Annotated in this window: 17 protein-coding genes; 5 read left to right on the top strand and 12 right to left on the bottom strand. The window is 65.8% G+C overall.

Annotated elements, in window-relative coordinates; translation table 11 throughout:
• Nucleotides 1–43: 43 nt before the first annotated feature.
• Nucleotides 44–1,096, bottom strand: coding sequence for a lysine-2,3-aminomutase-like protein (locus CYD53_RS09160; RefSeq protein ID WP_103717759.1), 1,053 nt, complete (start codon nucleotides 1,094–1,096; stop codon nucleotides 44–46).
• Nucleotides 1,093–2,157: an EF-P lysine aminoacylase EpmA gene (gene epmA / locus CYD53_RS09155; protein WP_103717952.1), complete on the bottom strand. Its 1,065-nt coding sequence runs from the start codon at nucleotides 2,155–2,157 to the stop codon at nucleotides 1,093–1,095. Before epmA ends, CYD53_RS09160 begins: the two co-directional genes overlap by 4 nt.
• 116 nt (nucleotides 2,158–2,273) lie before the next feature.
• Here epmA and efp point away from each other — a divergent pair, with 116 nt between their 5' ends.
• From efp to CYD53_RS09140, 3 genes are all read left to right on the top strand, one after another.
• Entirely contained in the window at nucleotides 2,274–2,843 is a 570-nt protein-coding gene (gene efp, locus CYD53_RS09150) for an elongation factor P (protein ID WP_103717758.1), read from the top strand.
• A 109-nt stretch (nucleotides 2,844–2,952) separates the two neighbouring features.
• Nucleotides 2,953–3,471 carry a DUF1993 domain-containing protein gene (locus CYD53_RS09145; protein ID WP_103717757.1) on the top strand — a complete coding sequence of 173 codons (519 nt, stop codon included), beginning with the start codon at nucleotides 2,953–2,955 and terminating at the stop codon, nucleotides 3,469–3,471.
• A 17-nt stretch (nucleotides 3,472–3,488) separates the two neighbouring features.
• On the top strand, nucleotides 3,489–3,956 hold the full coding sequence (locus CYD53_RS09140; RefSeq protein ID WP_103717756.1) for a GNAT family N-acetyltransferase: 468 nt from the start codon (nucleotides 3,489–3,491) through the stop codon (nucleotides 3,954–3,956).
• A 196-nt stretch (nucleotides 3,957–4,152) separates the two neighbouring features.
• Here the strand turns inward: CYD53_RS09140 and CYD53_RS09135 are convergent, their stop codons facing one another.
• Complete coding sequence (locus tag CYD53_RS09135) at nucleotides 4,153–4,809, bottom strand: MBL fold metallo-hydrolase (RefSeq protein WP_103717755.1); 657 nt, start codon at nucleotides 4,807–4,809, stop codon at nucleotides 4,153–4,155.
• A 237-nt stretch (nucleotides 4,810–5,046) separates the two neighbouring features.
• On the opposite strand from CYD53_RS09135, the gene CYD53_RS09130 reads away from it, so the two are divergent.
• Together CYD53_RS09130 and CYD53_RS09125 are read left to right on the top strand one after the other, a co-directional pair.
• On the top strand, nucleotides 5,047–5,910 hold the full coding sequence (locus CYD53_RS09130; RefSeq protein ID WP_103717754.1) for an AraC family transcriptional regulator: 864 nt from the start codon (nucleotides 5,047–5,049) through the stop codon (nucleotides 5,908–5,910).
• Complete coding sequence (locus CYD53_RS09125) at nucleotides 5,907–6,863, top strand: alpha/beta hydrolase family protein (protein ID WP_103717753.1); 957 nt, start codon at nucleotides 5,907–5,909, stop codon at nucleotides 6,861–6,863. The genes CYD53_RS09130 and CYD53_RS09125 overlap by 4 nt, the downstream gene beginning before the upstream one ends.
• A gap of 41 nt (nucleotides 6,864–6,904) precedes the next feature.
• Here CYD53_RS09125 and CYD53_RS09120 read toward each other — a convergent pair whose 3' ends face one another.
• From CYD53_RS09120 to CYD53_RS09085, 9 genes are all read right to left on the bottom strand, one after another.
• Complete coding sequence (locus CYD53_RS09120; protein WP_103717752.1) at nucleotides 6,905–7,237, bottom strand: hypothetical protein; 333 nt, start codon at nucleotides 7,235–7,237, stop codon at nucleotides 6,905–6,907.
• A 5-nt stretch (nucleotides 7,238–7,242) separates the two neighbouring features.
• The gene (locus CYD53_RS09115) at nucleotides 7,243–8,859 is read right to left on the bottom strand and encodes a fumarate hydratase (RefSeq protein WP_103717751.1); all 1,617 of its coding nucleotides are present in this window, start codon (nucleotides 8,857–8,859) and stop codon (nucleotides 7,243–7,245) included.
• Nucleotides 8,860–9,155: 296 nt separating this feature from the next.
• On the bottom strand, nucleotides 9,156–9,617 hold the full coding sequence (ptsN, locus tag CYD53_RS09110; protein ID WP_103717750.1) for a PTS IIA-like nitrogen regulatory protein PtsN: 462 nt from the start codon (nucleotides 9,615–9,617) through the stop codon (nucleotides 9,156–9,158).
• Between the two features lie 85 nt (nucleotides 9,618–9,702).
• Complete coding sequence (gene hpf / locus CYD53_RS09105; protein WP_103717749.1) at nucleotides 9,703–10,290, bottom strand: ribosome hibernation-promoting factor, HPF/YfiA family; 588 nt, start codon at nucleotides 10,288–10,290, stop codon at nucleotides 9,703–9,705.
• 286 nt (nucleotides 10,291–10,576) lie between these two features.
• Nucleotides 10,577–12,106: an RNA polymerase factor sigma-54 gene (rpoN, locus tag CYD53_RS09100; RefSeq protein ID WP_103717748.1), complete on the bottom strand. Its 1,530-nt coding sequence runs from the start codon at nucleotides 12,104–12,106 to the stop codon at nucleotides 10,577–10,579.
• Nucleotides 12,107–12,280: 174 nt separating this feature from the next.
• Nucleotides 12,281–13,102: an LPS export ABC transporter ATP-binding protein gene (gene lptB / locus CYD53_RS09095; protein ID WP_103717747.1), complete on the bottom strand. Its 822-nt coding sequence runs from the start codon at nucleotides 13,100–13,102 to the stop codon at nucleotides 12,281–12,283.
• A gap of 116 nt (nucleotides 13,103–13,218) precedes the next feature.
• Nucleotides 13,219–13,983, bottom strand: coding sequence for an LptA/OstA family protein (locus tag CYD53_RS09090; protein WP_181011770.1), 765 nt, complete (start codon nucleotides 13,981–13,983; stop codon nucleotides 13,219–13,221).
• A gap of 1 nt (nucleotide 13,984) precedes the next feature.
• On the bottom strand, nucleotides 13,985–14,767 hold the full coding sequence (lptC, locus tag CYD53_RS29885; RefSeq protein ID WP_181011769.1) for an LPS export ABC transporter periplasmic protein LptC: 783 nt from the start codon (nucleotides 14,765–14,767) through the stop codon (nucleotides 13,985–13,987).
• A 125-nt stretch (nucleotides 14,768–14,892) separates the two neighbouring features.
• On the bottom strand, nucleotides 14,893–15,507 hold the full coding sequence (locus tag CYD53_RS09085; RefSeq protein WP_103717745.1) for a ribonuclease D: 615 nt from the start codon (nucleotides 15,505–15,507) through the stop codon (nucleotides 14,893–14,895).
• Nucleotides 15,508–15,528 lie beyond the last annotated feature (21 nt).

The raw sequence follows: 15,528 nt of genomic DNA, 5'->3' as shown, positions 1-15,528 counted from the left end.
TTAGTTTACTTCCTTCCGCCGCGATACGAAAGGCGACCTCGGCCTATTTCGGCGGATAGCGATGCCGCGCACCAAAACGATCCTCGGCAAAGGCCTCCGCGCCGGGTGCCTCGCAGCCCGAGAGAAAGGCGGGGCCGACCGGAATCTTGCCCGCCCCGCCAGGGATGTCGAGGATATAGGTCGGCTGGCACAGCCCCGAAAGATGGCCTCTCAGGCTCTTGACCAGCGCCTGCCCCTCCTCCAGCGAGAGCCGGAACTGTGCGGTGCCGGGCGCGAGATCGGGATGGTGCAGGTAATAGGGCTTCACCCGGCTCTCGACGAAGGCCCGCATCAGGGCGGAAAGCGTCTCGACATCGGCGTTGACGCCCTTGAGCAGGACACTCTGGCTGATCAGCACATGGCCGGCATCAGCGAGGCGGGCAAGCGCGGCGCGGGCGGCATCAGTGAATTCGCGTGGGTGGTTGGCATGGACTGCGATGTAGCTCGCCTTGCCCGGGACACGAAGCGCGCGGGCATAATCCGCCGTGACACGCTCGGGCTGGACCATCGGCACGCGGGTGTGCCAGCGAGCGACCTTGATATGCGCGATCCCGGCAAGCCGCGCCGCGATCTCGCGGACGCGCCTGGCGGAGAGGATGAGCGGGTCGCCGCCCGTCATGATGACCTCCCAGATCTCTGGCCGGGAGGCGAGATAGGCCAGCGCCGCGTCGAGCTTCTCGCCTGTCAGCGCGTCGCCCCCCGGCCCGACCATCTCCCGACGGAAGCAGAAGCGGCAATAGACCGGGCAGGCGTGGACGAGCTTGAGCAAGGCGCGATCGGGATAGCGATGCACCACGCCCTCGACCGGGGAATGCGCTTCGTCGCCGATCGGATCGGCCAGTTCCTGCGGCAAGGTGACGAGTTCGGCCGCATCGGGCACGAATTGCCGCGCGATCGGGTCGGCAGGGTCGGCTGGGTCGATCAGAGCCGCCATGGCCGGCGTCACGGAGACGGCGTAGCGCCGGGCGACGGCATCGAGCGCGTCACGGCTTTCGGGCGCAACGAGCCCCTGCGCGATCAGCGCATCGATGCTCCGCATGGGCGTATGGGCGTTCATGCCTGCGTCCTGCCCGGTTCCGCCACCGGCGTCCAGAGCACATCCTCGATCCGCCGCGCGCCGGTGCAGAGCATCACCAGCCGGTCGAAGCCGAGCGCGATGCCCGAAGCCTGCGGCATCCCGGCGAGCGCGGCCAGGAAATCCTCGTCGATCGGGTAGCGCTCGCCATAAATGCGCGCCTTCTCGTCCATGTCGGCCTCGAAGCGCCGGCGCTGCTCGGCCGGGTCGGTGAGTTCGCCGAAGGCGTTGGCGAGCTCGACGCCGCAGGCATAGAGCTCGAAGCGCTCGGCCACCCTGCCGTCGCCGGGCTTGGGCCGCGCCAGCGCGGCCTCGGAAATCGGATATTCGCACAGGATCGTGGCGCGGCCTTGGCCGAGATGCGGCTCGATCCGTTCGGACAGGATGCGGCTGAAGATGTCGGACCAGCTGTCATCCGCGACCAGCCTGATGCCGGCCGCGATGGCGGCCTTGGCCAGGGCGCTGCGGTCAGTCGCGCCGTCCGGCCCGATCGTCGCCAGCAGGTCGATGCCGGCATGGCGCGCGAAGGCGTCGTGCAGGGTCAAGCGCTCAGGCCCCGTAAAGGGATCAGCCACCACGCCGCGCCATTGCAGCGACGTGGCCCCGGCGGCGTGCGCGGCCTCGGCCAGCAGCGCGGCGCTGTCGATCATCAAGGTCTCATAGTCCTCGCCGGCCCGATACCATTCCAGCATGGTGAATTCGGGATGGTGCAGCGCCGTGCGCTCGCGGTTGCGGAAGACGCGGGCGAAATCGAAGATCCGCCGCTCGCCCGCCGTCAGCAGCTTCTTGGCGGCGAATTCGGGCGAGGTGTGCAGGTAATAGGGATGGCTCGCGCCGGCATCGTCGATCAAGACCGTCGCGAAGCCGTGCAGATGCGTCTCGTTGCCCGGCGAGCGCTGCAGGATCGCCGCCTCGACCTCGACGAAATCGCGCGCCTCGAACCAGCGCCGGAGCGCGCTCTTGATGCGACCGCGTGCCAGCAAAGCGTGCCGCCGGTCCGCATGGATGTCCGGCCGCCAGAAGGGCGGAGCTGCGTCGTTCATAGGATCTCGGGTCAAAGCGTCTGACAGCTTCCGTTTCGGCGACGAATGCGGTAGTTGCGCGGCAACGAATTTCGAATAGCGCGCGAAGGCGCCGCGCACCAGCAAGGACATCTCACGTGGTCAAGGTCATCGCTTCATCCGTCCGCAAGGGTAACGTGCTCGAACTCGACGGGCATCTCTGCTCGGTTCTCTCGGCCGAGAGCTTCTTCCCAGGCAAGGGCACCCCGACGACGCAGATCGACATGCGCCGCATCTCCGACGGCACCAAGATGACGCAGCGCTACAAGACGACCGAGCAGGTCGAGCGCGCCTATGTCGAGGATCGCGACTTCACCTATCTCTACCAGGACGGCGAGCAATACGTCTTCATGAACCCCGAGACCTTCGACCAGATCAATGTCGATGGCGACGTGGTCGGCGACATGGCGCCCTATCTGCAGGAAGGCATGAAGGTCTCGCTCTCGGTCTTCGAGGACAAGGCTGTCGCGATCGAGCTGCCGCAGCGCGTCACCGTCGAGGTTGCCGAGACCGAGCCGGTCACCAAGGGTCAGACGGCCTCCTCCTCCTACAAGCCCGCGATCCTGGTCAACGGTGTGCGCACCGCCGTGCCGCCGCATATCGGCCCCGGCGTCCGTATTGTCGTGATGACGGCCGACGGCTCCTATGTCGAGCGCGCCAAGGACTGATCTCAAGTGAGGTTTGTTCGCCTCCGGCCCCTGTAAACGGCGCGGCAGCAACTATATTCGCGATGCGACGGGCCCATCCGGGCCCGTTTTCGTATCCGAGGATGATCTGATGCCACTGACCGCCCGCTCCGCCGCGCTTGCCGGCTTCACCCAGACGCTCAAGGCGCTCGACGCCATCCTCGACAAGATGGTCGCGCAAGCCACCGAGCGGAAGATCGACCCGGCGGTGCTGCTGTCGTCGCGACTATCGCCCGACATGCTGCCCTTCACGCGCCAGATCCAGCTTGCCTGCGACTTCGCCAAGAACGCCGCGGCGCGCGTCAGCGGCGCCGAGAACCCGAAATTTCCCGACGAAGAGACCACCGTCCCCGAGCTCAAGGCGCGCATCGCCAAGGTGCTGGCCTTCGTCGCGGCCGCCGACGATGCCGCGCTGGATGCGGGCCTCGCCAAGGACGTGACCTTCCCGCGCGGTCCCTCCGCGACGGTGACGATGAAGGGCGAGACCTATCTCACGCGCTTTGCCGTGCCGAACTTCTATTTCCACGCCACGACCGCCTATGCGATCCTGCGCGAGAACGGCATCCAGATCGGCAAAAGCGACTTCCTGCACGGTGTTCTCGACGCCTGACCGTTAGGGGGGGCGAGATGTGGCCGCGCGATGCGATGCGGATCGAGCGCGCCACGGCCGGCGACGCCGCCGAGATCGCAGAACTCTATCTTGCCTCCCGCGCTGATGCCCTGCCGTTCCTGCGGCGCGTCCATAGCGATGCTGAGACGCGCCGCTGGGTTGCCGACACGCTTTTGACGACCCGCGAAACCTGGATCGCCAGATCGGGCGAGAGCATCGTCGGCGTCCTCGCCTTGCAGGGCGAGGACCTCGACCAGCTCTACCTGCTGCCGGGCTGGTATCGCCGCGGCATCGGTTCGCTGATGCTCGCCAAGGCCAAGGAGCTGAGCCCGACGCGGCTCACGCTGTTCACCTTCCAGCGCAATGCCCGCGCCCGCGCCTTCTACGAAGCTCATGGCTTCCACATCGTCGAGATGAGCGACGGGACAGGCAATGAGGAGGGTGAACCGGACATCCTCTATGAATGGCGTTCGAATCGATGCTGACGCAGCCCTTGAAACCGCCGCATTGCTCTCCCATATGAGGATCACGGCGATGTTGAGGGCGTTCCACTGCCCTCCGGCGCCGATGAAGACGGCCATGAGCCGAACGTTTGACGCCGGATGTACGCGCACCCGTTCAGGACATGGCCGTTGGTTCTTCCAGGGCCCGTAGCGGATATCCGCTGCGGGTCTTTTCGTATCAGCCCCGCAGGAACTCGTTGTTCAACCGCTCCTCGCCGAGCGTGCTCGCCGGGCCATGCCCGGGCAGGAACTGGACGTCGTCGCCCAGCGGCAGGAGCTTGGCCTTGATGCCGGCGATCAGCGTCTCGTGGCTGCCATAGGGAAAATCAGTGCGGCCGACCGAGCCGGCGAAGAGCGTGTCGCCCGCCAGCAGGAAGCGCAGATCCTTCTGGAAGAAGGTGACATGACCTGGCGTATGGCCCGGCACATGCGCAACAGAGAAGGTGACTTCCCCGACCGCAACCTCATCGCCCTCAGCGAGCCAGCGCGTCGGCGTCACCGGCCTGATGCCACGCATGTCGAAGCGCAGGCCCGAGGTCGGCAGATCGTCGAGCAGGAACTTGTCCGCCTGATGGGGACCGACGACCGGCACCGACAAGGCGTCGGCGAGATCGGCCGCGCCGCCGGCATGGTCAATATGGCCATGCGTCAGCCAGATCGCGACAGGCGTCACCGAAAGCTCGTCCAAGGCGCGCTGGATCTGCGGGACATCGCCGCCGGGATCGACGATCGCAGCCTGCATCGTCTTGGTGCACCAGACGATCGAGCAATTCTGCTGGAACGGCGTCACCGGCACGACGGCGATGCTGAGCGGGGCGGTCGTATCGCTGGTCATCCATCACCTCGTGGCTGCTCAAATCAAAAACCCGGCGGTGACATATCGCAGAGCCGCAGCGCGACGGCCATACTCCAAATGCCGCCTTGCCAAACCCATTCGCCACGATGCGTTTCGAGGGCGAGGCGATTACGAGATGAGTTGGGATGCACGATGAGGCACCGGCCCGGCCGCAGCCACAGCATTTTAGCAAGAGCAGCTAAGTTTCCGGCTCTCCGATAGGGCAGGCTATCCGCCATGGTACGAGATCGCACAGAACGGGATTATCGCGCGCGGGTGGCCCGTGCGGTTGCGGCCATAATCGGCAATCCGACGGCCGACCTGCATCTCGACGAGCTGGCACGCCTCGCGCATTTCTCGCCTTTTCATTTTCACCGCGTCTATACCGGCGTGGTGGGTGAGACGGTGACCGCCACGCTTCGTCGCGTCCGGCTGGCTCTCGCGACGCGCCTCCTGGCCAGCTCCGACGACAGCGTCACGCAAGTGGCGCTGACTGTCGGCTATGACAGCCCGCAAGCCTTCACCCGCGCCTTTCATCAGTTCACCGGGCAGTCGCCGCGCGCATTCCGGCAGCAGATGAGGCGCACGATCCTCACTGTCGACGGGGTGGCCGATAACGACGGCAATGATGCAGCCACGCCGACCGTGAAGATCGTCGAACGACCGGCGCAACGGTTGCATGCGCTGCGACATGTCGGGTCGTTCGCGACCATTCCTCACACGCATCGGCAGTTGCGCCTGCGCGCCGGCACGCGAGCCATCTCGGAGAAATGGGGCGCCTCCTTCGGCAATCCCCGATACGCCGACCGTTTCAGATACTACGCCGCCATCGCCACGCCCGATCCCTGGCCAGAGGATTCCGACGTCGAAACGCTCGCGATTCCCGGCGGCCGCTATGTCGTGCATCGGCTGATGGGTCCCTACACCCGCATCAACGCCGCTGCGCAGGCCATCTACACAAGATGGATGCCGGGCAGCGGCTACGAGCCCGACGACCGGCCCACGCTGGAGCATTATCTCGATACGTCGTCGCGCGGGATCGCACCCGCCGCCCTGCGCACCGACCTGTTCATCCCCATCCGCGACGCGAGCCCGCCATGAACCTCCGCCGTCTCTTGTCCTGCCTCGCTTTTAGCCTTGCGGCCTCGCTCGCCCAGGCCGCCGGGTTCAAGCCCGTCGACATCCCCGCCCAAGGCGCGCTCCAGCCGCTCAAGGGAGCGGTCTGGTATCCATGCAGCCAGCAGCCGAGCGAGGTCCGGTTTGGGCCTTTCGCCATGTCCGTCAGCATGGACTGCCCGCTCGCGGGTGAGAAGCATCCGCTCGTCGTGATCTCGCATGGCAGGACCGGCAGCTTCCTGGGACATCGCGATACGGCAGAGGCTCTGGCAGATGCCGGCTTCATCGTCGTCGCCATCAATCACCCCGGCGACACCAGCCGGGACAAGAGCCGAACCGGCGAGTTCTCGGTCTTCGTCGAGCGGCCGGCCGACATCAAGCGCACGCTCGACTACATGCTCGGCTCATGGCCCGATGCGGCCAGGATCGATGCCGGGCGGATCGGATTCTTCGGCTTCTCCCGGGGCGGCTATACCGGGCTCGTCGCCATCGGCGCCAATCCGTTATTCGGCAAGCGCCTGAGACTCTGCGAGGGCAAGAGCGACCCGCTCTGCGAGCAGGTCCACGCGGGACAGCTTGCTGAGCTCAGCCATGACCCGCGCATCAAGGCGGCGGTCATCGCCGATCCGCTCAGCGTCTTCTTTACGGGGGAGAGCTTCAAGAACGTGCGGGTGCCGGTTCAGCTCTGGGGCTCCGAGCGCGGCGGCGACGGGGTGACCCCGGCGAGCGTCGCGGACATAGCCAGCCTGCTGCCGACAAAACCCGATTTCCACGTGGTGCCGGGCTCCCAGCATTTTTCCTTTCTGCCGCCCTGCCCGGCGGAGCTCGCCCAATCGGCTGCCGATCTCTGCGGCGATCAGCCCGGTTTCGACCGGGCCGCTTTCCATGCCGATTTCAACGCCGGCGTGCTCGCCTTCTTCAAGGCGCAGCTCGGCTAGCGGCTGCTAATGAACCCTGGGGCCGATAGACCGAACGCCAGTCAGCGCTTGCCGCAGCGATCGGCGAGCAGCACGCGGTATTCGGCAAGCTCGGTATCCATCAAGCCGACATTCTGTTCGCGCTGGGCGCCGCTCTGGCAGGTCGCGAACACCGCGCGCGCGCTCTGCAGGAAGCCGACATGCTCGCGCCAGGTCCGGCATTGCGTCGCCTGATCGGCCGTGGCGACCGCCTGCAATCGCGTCAGCTGGCGGCGCAGCGCGCCTTCGTTCTGGAACAGGTCGCGCGAGCAGGTCGCGGGCGCACCCGCCCGCCCCTGCGCCAGCGCCTCGCCTGCCGTGGCGAGCACGGCAAACCCGAGGCATGCGGCGGCCACCCCCCTCATCCGAGGTTCAGCTCCTTGAAGAAGTCGTTGCCCTTGTCGTCGATGACGATGAAGGCCGGAAAATCCTCGACCTCGATGCGCCAGACCGCCTCCATGCCGAGTTCGGGGTATTCCAGAACCTCGACCTTCTTGATGCAGTCCTGCGCGAGCCGCGCTGCGGGACCGCCGATCGAGCCGAGATAGAAGCCGCCATGCGTCTTGCAGGCTTCCCGAACCGCCGCGGAACGGTTGCCTTTGGCGAGCATCACCATCGAACCGCCGAAGGACTGGAACTGGTCGACGAAGGAATCCATCCGGCCGGCCGTGGTGGGCCCAAACGAGCCCGAGGCCATGCCGTCAGGCGTCTTGGCCGGGCCGGCGTAATAGACCGGGTGGTTCTTGAAATAATCGGGCATGCCCTGCCCGGTCTCCAGCCGCTCGCGGATCTTGGCATGGGCCGAATCGCGCGCCACGATGATCGTTCCGGTCAGCGAGAGCCGGGTCTTGACCGGATATTGCGACAGCGTCTTGAGGATCTCGCTCATCGGCCGGTCGAGATCGACCTTCACGACATCGCCGCCGAGCGAGGCATCCTCGACCTCGGGCAGGTACTTGGCCGGGTTGGTCTCCAGCGCCTCGAGATAGATGCCGTCCCGGGTGATCTTGCCCTTGGCCTGACGATCGGCCGAGCAGGAGACGCCGAGCCCGATCGGCAGCGAGGCGCCATGGCGCGGCAGGCGGATGACGCGGACGTCATGGCAGAAATACTTGCCGCCGAACTGTGCGCCGACGCCGAGCGACTGCGTCAGCTTGTGGACCTCTTCCTCCATCTCAAGATCGCGGAAGGCGTGACCGGAGGGCGAGCCCTTGGTCGGCAGCGCGTCGAGATATTTCGTCGAGGCGAGCTTGACGGTCTTGAGGTTCTGCTCGGCCGAGGTGCCGCCGATGACGATGGCGAGGTGGTAGGGCGGGCAAGCCGCGGTGCCCAGCGTCAGGATCTTCTCCTTCAGGAACGCCATCATGCGGTCCTTGGTCAGGAGCGAAGGCGTCGCCTGGAACAGGAAGGTCTTGTTGGCTGAGCCGCCACCCTTGGCGACGAAGAGGAATTTGTAGGCGTCCTCGCCCTCGGCATAGATGTCGATCTGTGCCGGCAGGTTGGTCGCCGTGTTCTTTTCCTCGAACATCGAGAGCGGGGCGACCTGGGAATAGCGCAGGTTGCGCTTGAAATAGGCATCGGCGACGCCTTCGCCGAGCGCCGCCTCGTCATCGCCATCAGTCCAGACCTTGCGGCCCTTCTTGCCCATGATGATCGCTGTGCCGGTATCCTGGCACATCGGCAGTACGCCGCCGGCCGAGATGTTGGCGTTCTTCAAGAGGTCGTAGGCGACGAACTTGTCGTTCGAGGTGGCCTCGGGATCGTCGAGGATTTTCGCCAGCTGGGCGAGATGGCCCGGCCGCAGCAGATGGTTGATGTCGATGAAGGCCTGCTCGCTGAGCTGGCGGATCGCCTCGCGCGAAACCGTCAGAACCTCGCGATCGCCGAGTTTCTCGACCGAGACCCCTTCGCTGCCCAGCTTGCGATAAGGCGTGGCGTCGTCGCCGAGCGGGAAGAGATCGACATGCGTATAGGCCATGGACGGAGGCTCCGAGGCGGGTTGGCGCGCCACGCTCAGAACCAGCTCAGCGCAACGCCATTGTGCATGGCGTCATAGCGGCTTGGCGCACGCTGTCCAAGCCTAGAGGCTGTTAGGGACTCTGAGGACGATTTGATGAGGTCAAAACGGTGGAGATGGGAGGAGCATTGCGCAGGCGATACCATCGGTATCGGCAAGCGATGCGACGCTGCAGCCCCGCCGTTTTCACCTCACCCGAAGGGCGCGCCAAATCAGCCCCAGAGTCCCCAACAGCCTCTGGCTTCAAATGGTTCCAGTCAGGCCGCCTTCGCAGCCGACTCCGCCAGGATCGCGTAGATCGCGGCCGGGTCGCGGGCCTTGCGGATCTGCTCCAGCACGGCATGGTTGCGCAGCACGCGGGCAACGCGGGCGAGCGCCTTGAGATGGTCGGCGCCGGCGCCCTCGGGCGCAATCAGCACGAAGATGATGTCGACGGGCTGGCCGTCGAGCGCGTCGAAATCGACCGGCTTCTCGGCGCGGGCGAACAGCCCGACCAGCCTGTCGATGCCGGGCATCCGTCCATGCGGAATCGCGATGCCATCGCCGATACCGGTGGAACCGAGGCGCTCGCGTTGAAGCAGCGCCTCGAAGAGCTCGCGCTCAGGCAAGCCGGTGATCGTCGCCGCGTGTTGGGCGAGTTCCTGCAGCGCCTGCTTCTTGCCATTGGCCCGCAGTGGCGAAATCACCGCTGCCGGTGTCAGGAGATCGATCAGCGTCATGCGCCAGTCCATGCATGTCCCGTGCCGGGCCGGAGAGCCGTGCGGCGCGAGTCAGATTTGAAAGCCGGGGAGCCTCCCGCTGGCCTTACGACAGCGACGCCGGGGGATCGATCCACCCGATATTGCCGTCGCGCCGGCGGTATACGACGTTCATCCGGCCATTGCCAGCATGGCGGAAGATGACGACGGGCGCGCCGGTCAAATCGAGTTCGGCGACTGCGTCGCCAACCGTCATGACATGGAAGGATTTGGTGGATTCGGCCACGATAACCGGGTGATCTCCGGCCATATCGAGCTCGATCTCCTCGAGATCGTCGTCCGGCGCCGCAATCACATAGCTGGGGATTTCGATGCCGGCGTCGCGGCCATTGGTCGAAGCCGAGCGATCCTTCAAGCGACGCTTGTAACGACGCAGCCGTTTCTCGATGCGTTCGGCCATCTTGTCGAGGCTGGCATAGGCGTCATGCGCCGTACCCGAGGCCTCGAGCGTGATCCCGGAGGACAGATGCAGCACGCCGTCGGTCTTGAACGCCGTGCCGTCCTTGGCGACGGTGACGTGACCTTGATAGCCGCCCTCGTAATATTTGCTGAGTGCGGCGGCGACGCGAGCCTCGGCCTGGCCGCGAAGGGCCTCGCCGACATCGAGATTCTTGCCGGAGATTCGCAAGCTCATGGAGTGCTTCCCCTTATGTAGCCATGGCCAGTAGCCGACCATCTGTAGGAGGTAAGAACGGGGTCACGGGTATGTCAATGCGTCAGTCGGCTTTCATGACCGGCATGTCCATAAGGACGGGCGAGACAGAAAATGTGCACGGAATCGCCGCATCCGAATGGAAGAATGATCCAGCCTGACACAGCGGCCTCATCATCACAGTCTCACCTTGGGACGCGGCTCGACTTGCGTGATGCCGCACCGGGAGCTCACGAACGCACCGAGGCGAAAAACCGCGGACGGCGGCTCAGCGGCTGCCCATCGCCATCGCGACCTTCTCGCGGCGGCGCTCCATCGATGAGGGAATGCGCAGCGATTCACGGTATTTCGCGACGGTGCGCCGCGCGATGTCGATGCCACCCGCCTTGAGCCTGGCAACGATGGCATCGTCCGAAAGCACGTCAGCCGGCGTTTCGTCATCGATCATCTGCTTGATGCGGAAGCGCACGGCCTCGGCCGAATGCGCCTCGCCATAGCCGGTCGCGGCGATGGCGGCCGAGAAGAAGTACTTCATCTCGAAAACGCCGCGCGAGCAGATCAGATATTTGTTCGAGGTCACGCGCGAGACGGTCGATTCATGCATGCCGATGGCGTCCGCCACTGTCTTGAGGTTCAGCGGCCGCAGATGCTCGACGCCATGGGCGAAGAAGCCGTCCTGCTGGCGCACGATCTCGCTGGCGACCTTCAGGATGGTGCGGGCGCGCTGCTCCAGCGAGCGCGTCAGCCAGTTCGCGGTCTGCAGGCATTCGGCGATGAAGGCCTTGTCCTCATCGCTGCGCGCGGCCCTGGAGACGCGGGCGTGATAGGTCTGATTGATCAGCACGCGCGGCAGGGTGTCGGGGTTGAGGTCGACCAGCCAGGAGCCGTCGGGCGCCGAGCGGATGAAGACGTCGGGCACCACCGTCTCGGCCGTCGCGCCGCCGAAACCGCGCCCCGGCTTGGGATCGAGCCGCCGGATCTCGGCGACCATATCGGCGATATCCTCGTCATCGACGCCGCAGATGCGCTTCAGCGCGGCGAAATCACGCTTGGCGACGAGATGGAGATTGGCGACCAGCGCCTGCATCGCCGGATCGAAACGGTTGCGGTCGCGCAGCTGGATCGAGAGGCATTCGCAGACGTCGCGCGCCGCGACGCCTGACGGATCGAAGCCCTGGACGATGCTCAGGACGCCTTCGATCCGCGCCACCGTGATGCCGAGCCGCTCGGCCATCTCCGTGACCGGTTCGCAAAGATAGCCCGAATCATCCACCGCATCGATCAGATGCCGGCCGATGATCCGGTCCGCCGGGTCGGTGACTGCCAGGTCGAGCTGGGCGCTGAGATGGTCATGGAGGGACGCCTCCACCGTCAGCCCGCTCTCGAAACCGTCGGGTCCTTCCTCGAAGGAGCCACCGGAGCCGCCATAGGCGCCGCCGATGATCGGCAGGGAATCGGCGCCGCGCGTGTCGAGCCGCGCCACGCTGGGCTGCTCGCCCTGGAAAACGTTGTCGAGGCCGGTACCGAGCCGGTTTTCCATGCCTTCCTGGCTGTTCAGGCTCTCCGAACGGGCAAAGGTCTCGGCATCGACGGCGAGCGGCCCGTCGCCGCCATTGGCGCGCAGCGGCCCCTCCGTCACATCGTCGCGTTCCAGCAACGGATTCCGCTCGAGCTCGCCCTCGACGAAGCTCTGCAGCTCCAGATGCGACAATTGCAGAAGCTTGATCGCCTGCAGCAATTGCGGCGTCATCACCAGGGACTGGCCCTGGCGCAGCTCCATGCGCGGCATCATCGCCATTGCGCTCGTAACCCTTTCATGCCAGCGCGCCATTTCGGCACGCTTCTTGCCTGTGGCTAGAGCCTAGCCGCGCGAACGCGGCGCGTCAAAGCCCTTGCCCCAGCATTGAGCAGGGAAGTTAATGCGCTGCAGCATGAAGCCGCGATTGCGGCAGAATCACCTGGATTCGGCGGCTCAGAGCCGGAAATCCTCGCCCAGATAAACCCGGCGGACATCGGGATTGGCGATGATCTCGGCCGGCGAGCCTTCCGTCAGCACGCGGCCGGAGTGGATGATATAGGCGCGGTCGACGAGGCCAAGCGTCTCGCGGACATTGTGGTCGGTGATCAGCACGCCGATGCCGCGATCGGTCAATTGCCGCACCAGCGCCTGGATGTCGCCGACCGCGATCGGGTCGATGCCGGCGAAAGGCTCGTCGAGCAGGATGAAGGAGGGCTTGCCGGCAAGCGCGCGCGCGATCTCGCAACGCCGCCGCTCGCCACCCGAGAGCGCGATCGAAGGTGCCTTGCGCAGCCGGGCGATATTGAACTCCTCCAGCAGCTGGTCGAGCTGCCGCTCGCGCGCCTTGCGGTTGGGCTCGACCACTTCGAGCACGGCGCGGATATTGTCCTCGACGCTCAGGCCCCGGAAAATCGAGGCCTCCTGCGGGAGATAGCCGATACCGAGCCGGGCGCGCTGATACATCGGCAAATCGGTGATGTCGTTGCCCTCGAGCGAGATGACGCCGAGATCGGCGGGGACGAGCCCGGTGATCATGTAGAAGATCGTGGTCTTGCCGGCGCCGTTGGGGCCGAGCAGGCCAACGGCCTCGCCCTGGCGCACGAACAGGCTCGCCTCCGAGACGACCGTGCGCCCGCCATAGCTCTTGCGCAGCCCGCTGACGGCCAGCACGCCCGGTCCGCCGATCGCCGCTGCGACGGGCGCGGTGTCGGCCTGCTCGCGCGCGCCGAACAAGCCGCGGATGCGGCCAAACAGGCCCGGCCCGCCACGCGCCATCACGGTCTGAGAGATATCGGTTTGCGGCGTATCGGAAATGGTCACTGCGAGCGCTGGCCTGGTCTGGGAACGGAGAGGGGCCGGCGCCCCGTGAGCTGGTCGTTACGAAGCGGTTCTTAGTTCGTCGGCGTGGCGGGGCGCGCACCGCCGGCGGCCGGCTTGGCAGGCGTGGTCTTGCCGGCCTCGGTCGAGTTCGGCACGAAGAAGCCCTGCACGCGGCCGCCGGTGTTGGTCTCGACATTGGCGATGCCGGTGACCGTGTTGTAGGTCAGCTTCTCGCCGCGCGTGATGTTGGGACCGTCGTTCAGCGCAACATTGCCGGTCATGATCACGACATTGTGGGCACGGTCGAAGACCGCATTGTCCGAGGTCGCGGCCTGAGTCTTGGAGACCACCGTGACCGGCCCCTTGCATTCGATGCGCTTGATGCTGCTGTCATTCGCGTTGCCGCCGGCCGACGGCGCACCGGCGGGTGCGGCGGCAGGCGCTGCGGTCGAAGCCGTCGCCTTCGCGGCTCCAGCGCCACCCTGCTGACCGTTGCGCCCCTCGTAGAACACGGTCATCACCGTGCAGCGTACCGTCGTTTCACCCTGCACCGCCACGACATTGCCAGTAAAGACGGCGCGATTCTCCTTGTCGAGCACATCGAGCTTGTCGGCGTCGATCTTGATCGGCTCCTTGCTGTCGCCGCCGAGCCCGCCGAGCGCCGAATCGCCGCCGCCGCGGGCCTTCTTGCCCTGCGCCTGGGCGGCCCCGGGGACCAGCGCCCCAAAGGCAAGCGCGACCGTCAGGACAAACAGGGCGGTCTTGCCGGCCAAGGCGGCCTTGCTGGCCAGGGCAGTCTTGCCGATCGTTCCGGGAAGCTTTGACGCTTGGCGCATGTCACTGTCTCGTTTCGGTGTCGGGAAGGCCAGCGGGCGACGCCGCCGCGCCGTCTGCCGGAACAACCTGGCGTGGCGCCAGCAGTTCCGGCGCCGGCGTGCTGCCTTGACGTTCGGGACCGGCGAGCGTGCCGGCCGGAGCATTCACGATAACCGCACGGACGTGTCCCTGGAAAGCGATCAGCGCACCATTATCCTTCACATCGAGCGTATCGGCATCGATGGTGGTCGTTCCGAGATTGACCTTGACCGGCTCCTTCGAGACCACCGTGCCGCCTTTGAAGTCGATATCGGCGGTGCGCATGTGGATGTCATAGCCGGTTTCGGTGCGGACATGGACGTCATCGACGAGCTGGAGCTTTTCCTTCTGCGTATCGAACAGGCCCGTCCGCGAGCTCACCGTGACCCAGCCTTCGCGTTCCATCTGGATCCGGGCCTTCAGCATCATCAGCTCGACCTGCGTCGGGTTGCGGATATCCTGCAAGGCGGCCTCGGCGTTGACTTCATAGGGCCGGTTATCCTTGCGGTAGCCGGAGAGCTTGGGCGTCTCCATCTTGACCTTGCCATTCGAGATGCCGACCGCGCCGAGCGACACATTCGCCAGGCCGCGCAACGGATTCAGGAACGGCGCCACGACCAGGCCGAGCACCGCGACGACCGCCATGATCGGGATGGCACGACGCAGCAGGCGCACCAATAGCGTATGCCGGCGCGCCGCCTTGAAGGCAGCCAGCCGGTGGGCGGCGTCCCCTGAGGACGGCCCAGTCCAGTCATTCGATGTCATCGCCACAGTCATGCCCCGCGCAATGGCAGTCGCTAACGGCTTTTTCGTGTCACCAGCCTGGCGGCATCGCGCCCCTCGCGCCGCCTGGCATTGCTCCAGACAGACGCTGGATGACGTAGAATTTGTCAAGTATGCGCGAAGATATCGTTTTCCGCCCAGCCGGCGAGATCGAGCTCGGCGCGATGGGGCAGGAAGCCGAAACAGGCCTGCGCCAGCTCGGTGCGCCCCTCCCGCGCCAGCATCGCATCCAGCCGCGCCTGCAGCGCGTGCAGATGCAGCACGTCGGACGCCGCATAGGTGAGCTGCGCCTCGCTCAGCGTGTCGGCGCCCCAATCCGAGGATTGCTGCTGCTTCGACAATTCGATTCCCAACAGCTCCCGGACCAGATCCTTCAGGCCATGCCGGTCGGTATAGGTGCGCGTCAGCTTGGAGGCGATCTTGGTGCAATAGATCGGGCCGGTAACGATGCCGAAGGCCTGGCGCAGCACGGCGACGTCGAAGCGGGCGAAATGGAACAGCTTCAGCACCGACGGATCGGTGAGCAGGCGGATCAGGTTCGCAGGCTTCTCGCCGCCTTTCAGAATCTGCACGACATCGGCGGTGCCGTCGCCGCGCGAGAGCTGCACCACGCAGAGCCGGTCGCGATGCGGGTTCAGGCCGAGCGTCTCGGTATCGATCGCGACGCTGGGGCCGGCGACGAAGCCGTCGGGCAGGTCACCACGATGGAAACGGATGGTCATGGCGCAAACCTCGCTCTGAGG

This window comes from Allobosea psychrotolerans (assembly GCF_002917105.1).
In the GTDB taxonomy this organism is placed as follows: domain Bacteria; phylum Pseudomonadota; class Alphaproteobacteria; order Rhizobiales; family Beijerinckiaceae; genus Allobosea; species Allobosea psychrotolerans.
Note: the sequence above shows the minus strand (reverse complement) of the source record. Positions and strands in the feature narration are given on the sequence as shown.